The 13,091-nt window shown below is 65.7% G+C and carries 8 protein-coding genes; 7 read left to right on the top strand and 1 reads right to left on the bottom strand.

The window, feature by feature from the left end; all coding sequences use genetic code 11:
- Positions 1–140 precede the first annotated feature (140 nt).
- Positions 141–1,628 (top strand): PhoPQ-activated pathogenicity-related family protein, encoded by a 1,488-nt coding sequence (locus tag BTH_RS00580; RefSeq protein ID WP_011400798.1) that lies wholly within the window; start codon positions 141–143, stop codon positions 1,626–1,628.
- Positions 1,629–1,703: 75 nt separating this feature from the next.
- Here BTH_RS00580 and BTH_RS00575 read toward each other — a convergent pair whose 3' ends face one another.
- Positions 1,704–4,187, bottom strand: coding sequence for a YadA-like family protein (locus BTH_RS00575; protein WP_011400797.1), 2,484 nt, complete (start codon positions 4,185–4,187; stop codon positions 1,704–1,706).
- An 844-nt stretch (positions 4,188–5,031) separates the two neighbouring features.
- Here BTH_RS00575 and BTH_RS34165 point away from each other — a divergent pair.
- The 6 genes from BTH_RS34165 to BTH_RS00550 all read left to right on the top strand — a co-directional run bounded on the left by BTH_RS34165 (position 5,032) and on the right by BTH_RS00550 (position 12,902).
- A complete protein-coding gene (locus BTH_RS34165; RefSeq protein ID WP_154660021.1) occupies positions 5,032–5,388 on the top strand; it encodes a hypothetical protein in 357 nt (118 codons plus the stop codon).
- Positions 5,389–5,735: 347 nt separating this feature from the next.
- Positions 5,736–7,277: a membrane protein gene (locus tag BTH_RS00570; RefSeq protein WP_025370055.1), complete on the top strand. Its 1,542-nt coding sequence runs from the start codon at positions 5,736–5,738 to the stop codon at positions 7,275–7,277.
- A gap of 1,111 nt (positions 7,278–8,388) precedes the next feature.
- The gene (locus tag BTH_RS00565; RefSeq protein ID WP_009894709.1) at positions 8,389–10,353 is read left to right on the top strand and encodes an FUSC family protein; all 1,965 of its coding nucleotides are present in this window, start codon (positions 8,389–8,391) and stop codon (positions 10,351–10,353) included.
- Positions 10,350–10,574 (top strand): DUF1656 domain-containing protein, encoded by a 225-nt coding sequence (locus tag BTH_RS00560; protein ID WP_009894707.1) that lies wholly within the window; start codon positions 10,350–10,352, stop codon positions 10,572–10,574. The genes BTH_RS00565 and BTH_RS00560 overlap by 4 nt, the downstream gene beginning before the upstream one ends.
- Position 10,575: 1 nt before the next feature.
- Positions 10,576–11,475, top strand: a complete 900-nt coding sequence (locus BTH_RS00555; protein ID WP_009894706.1) for an efflux RND transporter periplasmic adaptor subunit — start codon at positions 10,576–10,578, stop codon at positions 11,473–11,475.
- On the top strand, positions 11,469–12,902 hold the full coding sequence (locus BTH_RS00550; RefSeq protein ID WP_009894704.1) for an efflux transporter outer membrane subunit: 1,434 nt from the start codon (positions 11,469–11,471) through the stop codon (positions 12,900–12,902). Before BTH_RS00555 ends, BTH_RS00550 begins: the two co-directional genes overlap by 7 nt.
- Positions 12,903–13,091: the final 189 nt, after the last annotated feature.

Raw genomic sequence — 13,091 nt, 5'->3', positions numbered from 1 at the left:
GTCTTGTCGCATCGCACGCGGCATCGTCACGGTCGGCTCGAACAGCCGGCGATTTTGTCGTAGGCAGTCGATGAGTTCGTCCAGTATCTCGTCGGCAGTCGCCATAGGAAGCACATCGTTTCAACTCGAAGGAGCCGGACATGCTGAAGAAGGTTGCTGGTGCAATTGCCCTATCCATGTTATCGATCACTTACCCGCACGCCGAGGCCGCGCCGATGGATTCTCCGTGCCAAGCCGACGCGCATCGCGATTTGACGGATACGCTCGCCTGCTACAGGCAGACGGTGGAAAGCCAGCCGCTGAACTACACGATGACAAGCGTCGTGCAACTGCCCGGGATCGAACAGCGAACGTATCGGCTTGTTTCGCAATCGTGGGCGCCCGATCAGCTCGTGCGACCCGACACGTGGGTACACGAGGTCACGCTGTACATTCCGCAAGACGCGCTGCCGCATCGCGCACTCGTGATCGCCAATGATGGCACGCGGCACCCAAGCGATGGGGAAACGCCAAGGAGCCCAAACGATTTCCTGCCCGACACGCTGACGGATATCGCCAGAAACACGCGCACCGCGGTCATTTCGGTGAGCGATGTGCCCAATCAGCTTTTGACTTATGCGGGCGACGGCAAGCCGAAAGCGGAAGACGACAGCGTGGCGCGCAGCTGGACTCTTTTCATGCAGTCGCCGCATACGCGCGCCACGATGCCGCTGCACGTGCCCATGGCGGCGTCCGTCTGGCGCGCGATGTCGCTCGCGGAGCGCGAACTGACCACGCTCGGCATCCATCGCTTCGTCGTCTCGGGCATTTCGAAGCGGGCGTGGACCACTTGGCTTGCGCTCATCGGTGACAAGCGCATCGACGCAATCGCGCCCTTCGCGATCGATCTGCTCTCGACGCGCGCCGCGCTCGACAACATGTATCGGTCATACGGCGGAAATTGGCCGCTGGCTTTTTATCCGTATTACGCGGAGGGTATCGACCGAACGCTCGACAGCCGGGCGTTCGGCCTGCTGATGCGGATCGAGGATCCGCTTTCGTATCTCGGCACGCGCCACGGCTCGCGCCTGGCCGTGCCGAAGTACATCGTCAACGCGAGCGGCGACGACTTTTTCGTGCCGGACAATTCGCAACTCTACTTCGACAAGCTTCCCGGTGCGAAGGCGCTTCGCATGGTGCCGAATGCTTCGCACTCGGACATTCGTCGCGCCACGCGCGATTCTCTCATCCCGTTCGTCAATCGCATTCAGCACGGCAAGGCTTTGCCGCAAGTGCAGGCGATGCCGGCCGACACGAACGGCCAGACGATACTTCGGCTGCGCACGTCGGAGCAGCCGAGGCAACTGCTGTTGTGGCAAGCGGCGAATCCGCACGCGCGCGATTTCCGTTACGCGTGCGGCATCCGCTATACGTCGACGCCCGTCACGATGAACGGCGCCCCACCTCGGCGGTTGGTTCTCGATCGGCCGGCAAGCGGATGGCGAGCTTATTTCGTCGAAGCAACATTCGACGACGGGTTCGTCGCAACGAGCCAGACGTATATTCTCGGCGACGGCTACCCGAGCACGGCACCTCCGCCCATCGGCGATAGCTGCCGGACATTGCCCGGCCGCGATACGCGTTCATGATTTCAGCGCCGAGCGGCGGAAGCAGTTGTCGATCGACATTCGCTGACCGCCGCTCGTCGTGCGCTGCCTGACGCGCTACCAGCTATACGACGCGCCTGCGCCCCACGTCGTCGACGCCGCACTGATGCCCGCTCCCAGCCGGACCTTCAGATTCTGTCCGATGCGAGCCGACGCGCCGACGGCAACGGCCTGATATCCGAGATAGCCGCCCGTCCCGATGCCGATCGAGAAAGTCTTGCCGGCGTCGACGTCCGGAATCATTGCAAGCGCGGTAGCGGCCGCGATGCCGCTGTACGCATAACGGGCGACCTCACGCAATTGCCGGAAATTGACGGCGTCGGTGTCGTGCCATCCATTGGCCACGTTGGTGACGTTGCGCTCACCGCCATCCGAACCCACCGAAACCGAGTTGTCGCGGTCCGCGATCGACCCTTGGCCGAGCGCGACCGAGTTCGAGCCCGTCGCCTGCGAGCCGGCGCCCAACGCCATGCTGTGCTCACCCGTCGCCGACGCATTGGCTCCGAGCGCGATGCTTTGATTGCCCTGTGCCGCAGCATTCCCGCCGATTGCGACGCCTTGATTCCCCGACACGTTTGCGTTCCAGCCATTCGCGACGCCCTGCGAGCCGGTAGCCTGGGCGCCCGCGCCCAGTGCGGTGCTCTGATGGCCCGTTGCGGCCGCATTGACGCCGTTCGCCGTGCTGCCACTGCCCGTCGCCTGTGCGCCCTGGCCCGTCGCCGTGCTCGAGTCGCCCGACGCGGTGGCGTTCTGGCCGGTTGCCGTGCTGTTGTCGCCCGTCGCTTGCGAACCTTGGCCCGTCGCCGTGCTCGCATCGCCCGATGCGGTAGCGTTCTGGCCGGTTGCTGCGCTATTGCTACCCGTCGCTTGTGAACCCTGGCCCGTCGCCGTGCTCGAATTGCCCGACGCGGTGGCGTTCTGGCCGGTTGCCGTGCTGTTGTCACTCGTCGCCTGCGAACCTTGGCCCGTCGCCGTGCTCGAGTTGCCCGACGCCGTGGCGTTCTGGCCCGTCGCCGTGCTGTTGTCACTCGTCGCTTGCGAACCTTGGCCCGTCGCCGTGCTCGATTCACCCGATGCCGTGGCGTTCTGGCCGGTTGCTGCGCTGTTGTCGCCCGTCGCCTGCGCCCCCTGGCCCGTCGCCGTGCTCGATTCGCCCGATGCAGCGGCGTTCTGGCCGGTTGCCGTACTGTTGTCGCCGATCGCTTGCGAACCCTGGCCCGTCGCCGTGCTCGAATCGCCCGACGCGGTGGCGTTCTGGCCGGTTGCCGTACTGTTGTCGCCCGTCGCTTGCGAACCCTGCCCCGTCGCCGTGCTCGAATCACCCGACGCCGTGGCGTTCTGGCCGGTTGCCGTACTCTTGTCGCCCGTCGCTTGCGAATCCTGCCCCGTCGCCGTGCTCGAATCGCCCGACGCGGTGGCGTCCTGGCCAGTTGCCGTACTGTTGTCGCCCGTCGCTTGCGAACCCTGCCCCGTCGCCGTGCTCGAATCACCCGACGCCGTGGCGTTCTGGCCGGTTGCCGTGCTGTTGTCACTCGTCGCCTGCGAACCCTGGCCCGTCGCCGTGCTCGAATCGCCCGACGCGGTGGCGTTCTGGCCGGTTGCCGTACTGTTGTCGCCCGTCGCTTGCGAACCCTGGCCCGTCGCCGTGCTCGAATCGCCCGATGCCGTGGCGTTCTGGCCGGTTGCTGCGCTGTTGTCGCCCGTCGCCTGCGCCCCCTGGCCCGTCGCCGTGCTCGATTCACCCGATGCGGTGGCGTCCTGGCCGGTTGCCGCGCTGTTGTCGCCCGTCGCTTGTGACCCTTGCCCCGTTGCCGTGCTCGAATCGCCCGACGCGGTGGCGTCCTGGCCAGTTGCCGTGCTGTTGTCGCCCGTCGCTTGCGAACCCTGGCCCGTCGCCGTGCTCGATTCACCCGATGCGGTAGCGTCCTGGCCGGTTGCCGTACTGTTGTCGCCCGTCGCTTGCGAACCCTGGCCCGTCGCCGTGCTGTTGCTACCTGTCGCTTGCGAGCCTTGACCCGTCGCCGTGCTCGAGTCGCCCGACGCAGTAGCGCCCTGGCCAGTTGCCGCGCTGTTGTCGCCCGTCGCTTGTGACCCTTGCCCCGTTGCCGTGCTCGAATCGCCCGACGCGGTGGCGTTCTGGCCAGTTGCCGTGCTGTTGTCGCCCGTCGCTTGCGAACCCTGGCCCGTCGCCGTGCTACTGCCGCCCGTCGCTTGCGAACCCTGCCCCGTCGCCGTGCTGTTGCTACCCGTCGCGTGCGAACCCTGGCCCGTCGCCGTGCTATTGCCGCCCGTCGCTTGTGAACCTTGACCCGTCGCCGTGCTCCGATCGCCCGTCGCCTGGGACCCTTGTCCGGTTGCCGTGCTCTGGCTGCCCGTCGCCTGCGCATTGTTACCCAGCGCGGTGCTTTGCGAGCCCGATGCGTTCGATCCCTGTCCTACCTCGACACTCTGCGCCCCCGACCCTTCATGGAGTGCCTGTGCAACGCTCGGCGCAGACCATGCTGCAAGAAGAAGCGTGATGAGCGCCGCACGCTGCGTCATGATGCCTCGCGAAGACTTCCGCCGTCCTCGACGGCTTGCCTTACCATTTCCACGTCGATCAATCTTGTATTCCAAAACTCAATCCTTTAGTGTTCCTGAATTATCAAAAACGTCGATTTACCCAATTCCATGCATTGCTTGATTGGATGACCGAACGGCCCGGCGATGCAGAGGCATCACACCATCTCGCGGCTACGCCACCGAAGTCGCTCAGGCGCGACACGCCATTCGCAATTCACGCGCATCGAATGAGGTAGCCGCTGGCAGCAACGCATGTGACGCGCGCGGCGTGTCCCGCCACCGCGGGGCGCTCGACGGTATCGCCATGGCCACATCGCCCCGCCTCTGCAACGCATGCGCCAATACAATTCGCATAACTCAACGAAATGCGGGCTTCGAAATCTCTCGGCCCAGGGCTTTTCAGTATCGGAGGGGAACTCAATATCTCTTTCGAACGCCACGCGGCGTGCTTCCGGCACTCCGATTTCTTCACCCAAAAAGGTCAGAACCGATCAATCGCATCATAGCGACAGAAATTTGGCGACGACATAAGACAAGTTCGGTTTTGGATCAGGTCAATTGTCCTGACTAACCCGCATCATTCATTCTTCGTACGTAGGGCAAATCGAGTCACGTCCGCTCTCTCATCGTCGATTCCCTGCAGACGAGGGACACCTGCCCCCATCTCGACGAATGCCATCTTTCGAACCCGTCCGATCGTTTTACGCAGCAGGACGTGAGAGACTTTTTCCCGATGACGGCGAGAAGCCGTTCGATGCCTCGAATACGAGTTGCTGCTGGCGTTGATCGCAGAATCCCGAATGGCATGCATGAGTCCTGCATCATGAATACACCCCTATCGACGCATTCCCCAAACTTCAAATCGCTTGTTCGCCGCCTGGCAGCGCGCCTCCACGCTCTCGTCACGACGCGAAATTGCCGCGACCTTCTCGCTTGGAAGACGCGCAAAGAACTGGAGCGCCTGCTGCCCACCGGCACGCCAATGACACAAGTCGGCTGGCGTCTCGGCCCGCCTCATCAGGCTATCGAGCATCCGGGAGGCTACGTCACGTGGATTTTTCTGAGCGATGGGCAGTGGCTTCGCGAACCCGGCCGACTTCTGATGTGGAGCGGTCAAACTCGTTCGTTGAAGTTGACCTTCGATCGCGAGCAGATCCTTACTCAAATGCAGCTTGATTGACGTGCGCGCACGCAGCCGCGAGGCCGCATCAGATAATCGATGCTTCAACCGCTCTTCGTTCGAAGACGAAGCCATTCAAGCAATTCCGGGAATGCCAGTCGAACAAGCGCGCCAACCGCGCAACCGACGCTCCCGGACTCAGGCGCGGCAACTGACGCGCGCAACGATCGCATCCGGTTGCATGCCTGACCCGGCCGGAAACGAATCGCCGCGTTCATTTCGCCGATGCGCAATGCGTCGGATCATCGCGCGACGTCAAGGTTTTCGCCCGGCTGATCGCCCTAGCGCCGACGCTTTTCGGCGCAATACACCCACGGCCCGTCACACCGCAGAGGATTTCGATATCCATGTCGATCAGTCAAACGCGCATCTGGATGTTCGGTTTCGTGATCGCTTTCATGCTCGCGATGTCGGGCCCGCTCACGCATACGCTCCAGAAAACGGTCGACATCGACAAGCAAAGGAATCACGCACCTGAAGAAACGGCGACATCCGACACCGAGTCCGCGGAGCAGCCGATCGCGTCCGAGGCTCACCAGGCACAAACGCTTCCTCGCATCGATCCGGCTCGATCTCCCGCGGATCATTTCGATGAACTACCGATGCATCTTGCCAGCATCGGCGGCAACGAGCCGTTGCCGAGCGGTCCGCTTCCTCCCGGCCCGCTACCCGATACGAGTTTCTCTCCTTTTCCATTTCAGCGCGGCGTCGATGCGGCCGTTCACACCGGCCCGCCGATACCCGCACCGTCCTCGTTGACGCAAGCGAGCATCGATGCGCACACACGTGCCGATACGTCGCTCGATCCCGGCACGCCGCAGCCGGGCGAAGCCGCCGGCATGCCGCTCTCCTTCTACGCCGACATGGTCGAGCAAGCCATGAACCGAACAGCGCATGACGCGATCACGCTCGCGAAACTCGACCCGGATGCGACGCCGCTCCCGGACATGCAGGCGGAACCGCATGACCGCTCCGCCGGCACGCATGCGCCGATTTTCTATGCCGACATGTTGGCCGCATCGATACACGTGTCGATCGCGAACGATCGGATGCCGTCTGCACCGCCTCTATTGACGCAACGGGCGATCGATATCGCGTGGACGAAACTGTTCGCCCGCGAACTCCCTGCGGCGACAATGCCGCCTGCTCCGACGCCGCGCGTCGCATCGGTTGATGCAACACTGCAAGCGGAGCCGTTCGATCTGGCGCAATGGAACGCACCGGACGATGCCCATTCCGATTTGCCTCCATTCGAGCTGGATGGGCAACACGACGTCGCTCCGCCGTACTCGCCCGCCGATACGTTGTCATCCAGCACTCCGCCGATAAACACGGATTCCCCTCCGGATACGCGCGTCGCGCGAGTCGAAGCGATACGCGCCACCGACTTCGAATCCGCTGACGGGCACGCCGCGGCTCTCTGCAGCCGGCCGCTCGGAGCCGACGAACGGCCCATGGAGGGGCACGCTATCGGCTTGAGCGGGTCCGGAATGGAGATGCTCGTCATGGAGCAGTTTGCATCGTCGGCGCGCGCCGCGTCCGACTATGCGCGCGAATGCATTCATGATCGCCCAACCGCGTTCGTCAATTCGCTTGCGTTGCCACGGCCGTCGGATCACTTCGATTCGAGCGAAGATGCATCGCGGATCACGTTTCTTCCCCGATTCGCGAACGATCCGTTCCAGAGCGCCTTTTCGATGCCGGACGATACGCTAACGCACTGGGAATCGCCGTACAGCGGCGACTTCGCGTTAACGCACAACAGAGAACCATCCGCGCATCGCGAGCGCGACGCCGATGTCCGGCATCGGGTCCGCTCTTGCGGCCGCGAAGATCGAACAGGCAACCGCAGTGGCATCGCAACAGCAAATTCAGACCGATCCGATTGATTGGTGTTTCTTGTTCGCGCAAGATCAATTGCGGTTCACTTCCGGGTTGAAGTGACCGTGCCGAGGGTAAGCGCTCGCCCTCGGCCGTTTCCATCCGTTTGCCCTCACGCCCGTTGGGCGTGAGGGTTTTTTTGCGACTTGGCCCTGCCGCACGTGCGGCGTCACGCACGCGCCGACACAGGCTCGAGGTGGGATATCGCGTGAAGCTTCTACAAAGCGCACGATGTCGGGAAAATCGAATTCGTCCGATTTTCATGCGCTTCATTTTCATTCAGAGTAAAACTCCGTGCACCGTAAGGTCACGGTACGCTCGTTGTCTCTAGCTTTCCCCGCGTCTTCGCAAGGAGCGCGGGGATTTTTTTCGTCAGTCATGCGGCCGCTTGCAGCGCAGCGAACCATGCCGGCGCCGCTCATGGCATCTCGACGACCGCGCAGCATCTCGAAGTGATTCAATGCGACGGCGCGAAACGTCGGCGATACGACTGGAATCCGCTATGGGTCGTCGCATTCGCCTCGCGCGCCGAGCAACTCGCTGCCCCCCCCGCACGCGTCGCCCATCACCGCGCATCGCGCGCAACGACTGTCGGCACTTTGAAATGTGCCTTTCATGCGCCTGTACGCGCGCCCCGGAATGGCAAACGATAAGCAAAACCGATCGGCTCTGTCGAAAATCCGTCTTGGACGCCACGAGCCGCGGCGGGCACAATCTCGACCGTTGCAATCGAATGAAACCCTAATCCTTCATGCCGAGTTTTCGTGGCGCCTGCCTCAACCTGATGTGCGTGGCCATGTTCGCGAATAAAAAGGAAAAGGCGCGCACCCGTGCTTGAAATACCTGCTGGAATCGCCTCTTGCGTGTGGGACCTTTTTGCCACACGGCCCTCTCCCCTGCGCCGCGACGCGAGTCGCGAGCTGGCGCGGCTCGAAACGAAGCGTGGTTGTCCCGATCCGACGCACCCGCACGGCCACCGTTGCGTCATCACCTTCCGTGCCTTCAAAGGAATTCGACGTGTCGCATGCCTCAGTCGCGCCGCTTCGCTCGCGCGATCCATTATCGATCGATCACAGAAAACTGTTTTTCTCGATTAGCACTTTTATCGCAGCCGCACTTGTGCTGCTGATCTCGTTCACGGTCAGCTTTCCTCGCCCATGGTGGGCGCTGCTCACCGTGTACGTGACCGCGCAACCGATGGCGGGCGCATTTCGCCCCAAGGTGCTCTATCGCCTCGCGGGCATCGCCGCAGGCGCGATGGTCGCGATCGTCGTCGCGCCCAACCTGCAGAACTCGCCGCTGCTGCTCGTGCTGTGTCTCGCGCTGTGGATCGGGTTCTGCATCTATCTCGCGGTGCTCGACCGCACGCCGCGCGCGTTCCTGTTCCAGATGGCCGCGTTCAGCTCGGCCGTCATCTGTCTTCCGTACCTCGACGATCCGGCGGACATCTTCATCACCGCGATATCCCGCGTCGAGGAGATGACCGTGGCCATCCTGTGCGTGACGGTCGCGCACATGGTCCTGCGGCCCGCCGGCGTGCGGCCCGTCATTCACGAGCGCGCGCTCTCCTTTCTCGACGACGCATGCCGCTGGACCGCCGAAGCGTTCGGCACGCATCACGCGCGGCTCGAGCACGAGCATCGCCGCAAGCTCGCCGCCGACGTCGTCGAGCTCGGCATGATCGCGATGAACCTGCCGTTCGATCAGCGCTTCGCGCTCGCGACGCGCGAGACCGTGACGGCGCTTCAGCATCGGCTCGCGGCGCTGTTGTCGATTGCGTCCGCGGCCGCCAACCGGCTCGACCGGCTGCGCTCGCTGAATGCGGTCGACGCGGAAACGGCGGCGCTGATCGATTCGCTGATCGTCGATCTGCGCGCGTCGCAGGAAGTCGGCGACGCGCTCGACATCGACCTCGCGTCCCGCTGCCGCGCGCTCGCCGCGAAGCGTCTGCGCGACCCGGCCTGGACGTCGCTGCTCGCGGCGAGCCTGTTTGACCGCACGGCCGACTTCATCGACACGCTGCACGCCGCGCGCAGCCTCGTGCGCACCTTCGGCGACAGCGACGTCGAGCTGGAGCGACACGCACGGCTCGTCGACGGCGCGCACCGCTTCCGTCTCGCTCGCGATCACGGCCTCGCGCTGCTCGCCGGCGCGGCAACGACGACGGCCATCATGATCTATTGCGCGGTGTGGATCTTGCTCGCATGGCCGAGCGGCTCGGCAACAGCCGCGTTCGCCGCGCTCGTCACCTGCTCGTTCGCGGCGCAGGACGATCCCGCGCCGGCGATCGGCCGCTACCTCGTCGCGACGCTCACGACGTTTCCGCTCGCCGCGCTGTACCTGTTCGTGATCCTGCCGCGCGTCGACGGCGCGGGCATGCTGATCCTGACGCTCGCCCCCGCGTTCCTGTGGATGGGCTACATCCAGGCCGATCCCGCGCGCAGCGCGCGCGCGCTGCCGATGTTCTCGTGCTTCATCGTCGCGATGGGTTTTCTCGATCGCTTTCAGGCGGACTTCGCGACGTTCGTCAACACGGGGCTCGCGCAGGTCGGCGGCATCGTCACCACGCTCGTCGTGACCAAGCTGTTCCGTTCGGCCAGCACGCGCTGGACCGCGTACCGGATCGTGCGCCAGAACTGGGCCGAGCTCGCGCAGATGGCCGATCCTCGCGAGGCGCTCGACGCGCAAGCGTGGACCGCGCGCGCGGTGGACCGCCTCGGCCAAGTGGCGTCCCGCGTGGCGCTGGCGGACCCCGGCGACGCGCTGCACGCGGTCGACGGGCTGAGCGACCTGCGCATCGGCCGCAACATCATCCAGGTGCGGCAGCGCATCGGCCGCGGCAGCGCGCGCACGCGCCACGCGATCGAGCGCGCGCTCGGCGAAGTCTCGAATCTGTATCGCGCGAGAGCCGACGCGTCGCTCCCCGTCCCGGCTTCGGCGCCGCTGCTGCGCGCGCTCGACCTCGCGATCCATTCGGCCGCGCACGACCCGGCGGGCCGCGACGACGCCACGCTGCTCGCGCTCGTCGGCATGCGATGCAATCTGTTGCCCAACGTTCAACCGATCGAAGGCGGCGCGCGATGATCGAGGAAATCCATATTTTCGGCATCTACATGCCGTCCGCGCTCGCGTGGGCGATCGCCGCGCTGATTCTCACGTTCCTGCTGCGCGGAATGCTGCTTCGCCTGCCGTTGCGTCTGTTCCTCTGGCAGCCCGCGCTGCTCGAGCTGGCCGCGTTCTTTCTCCTTTGGCTGGGTATCGCTCGCCTCGCCGACGCATTTCTCCCACGCGGGATTCTCTCCTGACATGAAGCGAACCATTCCTCTGCTGCGCACCTGCCTGACGGCCGCGATCCTCGTGACGATCCTCGGCGCGATCTACGCGCTGTGGATCCGCTATCAGATCGAGCCGCTCACGCGCGACGGCAAGGTGCGCGCCGATGTCGTGCCGATCGCCCCCGACGTCGGCGGCCTCGTGACCGACGTGCGGGTTCACGACAACCAGAAGGTCACGAAAGGGCAGGTGCTGCTCGTGATCGATCCGTCCCGCTACCGGATCGCGCTCGAACACGCGCAAGCCGATCTCGCGAGCCAGCAGGCGGAACTCGACGAAGCCGTTCGCGAAGACCGCCGCAATCGCGCGCTGCCGGACGTCGTCGCGACCGAATCCACCGAGCAAGGCGCGACTCGCGTCGAAAAGCTGCGCGCCGCCGTCGCGCAGGCCCGCGCCGCGCGCGACCTCGCCGCGCTGAATCTCGAACGCACCCGCGTGCGCGCGCCCGTCGACGGCACCGTCACGAACGTCGGCCTGCTGCCCGGCGTCTACCTGAGCGCCGGCAAGGGCGCGATGGCGCTCGTGAACGATCGGTCGCTGCGCGTCGAAGGCTATTTCGAGGAGACCAAGCTGCCGGCGATTCACGTCGGCGACCCGGCGAGCGTCTATCTGATGGGCATCGCGAGCGAGATTCGCGGACACGTGCAAAGCATCGCGGGCGGCGTCGAAGACCGCGAGCGCGCGGGCGGCGCCGCGCAGCTCGCGAACGTGAATCCGGCATTCACGTGGGTTCGCCTCGCGCAGCGCATTCCGGTGCGCGTCGCCATCGATTCGGTTCCGCCCGGCCTGCGGCTCGTGCCGGGGCAAACCGCCTCGGTCGAGATTCACGCCCGTGCGGGCGACGTCACGGTGCGCCGGAGCCTGCCATGGTGAGCGCCGCAGCGAAAGCCGCCGCCGCCGTGCTCTGCGTGGCGCTCGCCGCGTGCGCGGAGGTCGGCCCGGACTATCGGATTCCGCCCGGCGCGCTCGTCAACGCGCCCGCGGCGAACCGGCCGTTCGTCGCCGGCGCGTCGGGCGCGTCGGGCGCGAAGGTCGCGTCGGGCGAGCCGCTGCCCGATCGCTGGTGGCGGCTCTTCGACGATCCGGCGCTCGACGGGCTCGTCGAAAAGGCGCTCTCCGGCAACGTCGATCTCCGGGTTGCCGAAGCGAATCTCGCGCGCAGCGACGCGCTGCTCGCGGCCGCGCGCACGGCCCGCGAACCCAGCATCGCGGCGGACGCGTCGACGAACTACACGCAGCAATCCGCGCAATCCGTACTGTCGCACGTCGAGCCGCCGCGACACGAGATCTACAACATCGGCTTCACTGCGAGCTACGATCTGGATCTCTTCGGCGGAATACGCCGCGGCATCGAGGCGGCGTCCGCCGACCGCGAGGCCGTCGCCGCGGCGCGCGATCTCGCGCGCGTGAACGTCGCCGCGGAAGTGACGCGCGCCTACTCGGATCTGTGCAACGCAGGCAATCAGCTCGATATCGCGCGGCGATCGATCTCGGTGCAGGAGCGGCGTCTCGCGCTCACGCGCCAACTGGTCGCGCACGGACGCGCGCCATCGTTCGAACAGCGGCGCGACGAAGGCGCGGCCGACAGCAGCCGCGCGCAACTCGCGCCGCTCGAGGCGCGCAGGCTGAACGCGGCGTTTCGCCTGGCCGCGCTGACCGGGCAGCCTCCGGAAAACTACGATCGCGCGCTGCTTGCCTGCCGCACGCCGCTCTCGCTCGCCGCGCCGATCCCGACCGGCGACGGGCGCGCGCTGCTCAAGCGCCGTCCCGACGTGCGCGCGGCCGAGCGGCGCCTGGCGGCAGCGACGGCGCGAATCGGCGTCGAGACGGCGGCGCTCTATCCGGACATCAAGCTCGGCGCGAGCATCGGCTCGACCGGCGGCGCAGCGAGCTTCTTCACGCCGCTCACGAATCGCTTCGCGATCGGCCCGATGGTGACATGGGATCTGCATCGAAACGCGATACGCGCGCGCATCGAAGCCGCACGGGCGGACAGCCGCGCGAGCCTCGCGCACTTCGACGCGACGGTGCTCGCCGCGCTGCGCGAAACCGAAACCGCGCTCGAGACCTATGCGGGCGCGCTCGAACGGCTGCGGCGCCTCGAAGCGTCGCGCGACGCCGCACGCGCGGTGATGGAGCGAACCGACGAGTTGCGGCGAGGCGGCAAGGTCGGCGGGCTCGTCGCGCTCGACGCCGAGCGCGGCTGGCTCGCCGCGCAAGCCGCCGTCGCCGCCGCGCAGCGCGAAGTCAACGACGATCAGATCGCGACGTTCCTCGCACTCGGAGGCGGCTGGCAGTAATGGAATCGGACATGATGGCAGCGCGAAGCGCGAAGTTTTATGATCACCTGTGCGACGACGCCGCAACCGGCGTGTCGGACCGCAGCGCCGCCGGCGCGCCGGCCGATGCGCGCCGCGCGAGCGACATGCCCGGCGACGCCGCTGCCGACGGCCGCCGGCCGCCCCGAACAATCCCGCGAAGCGCAACGG

This window comes from Burkholderia thailandensis E264 (assembly GCF_000012365.1).
GTDB lineage: Bacteria > Pseudomonadota > Gammaproteobacteria > Burkholderiales > Burkholderiaceae > Burkholderia > Burkholderia thailandensis.
The sequence above is the reverse complement of the archived record's forward strand: the minus strand, read 5'-3'. Positions and strand labels throughout refer to the sequence as shown.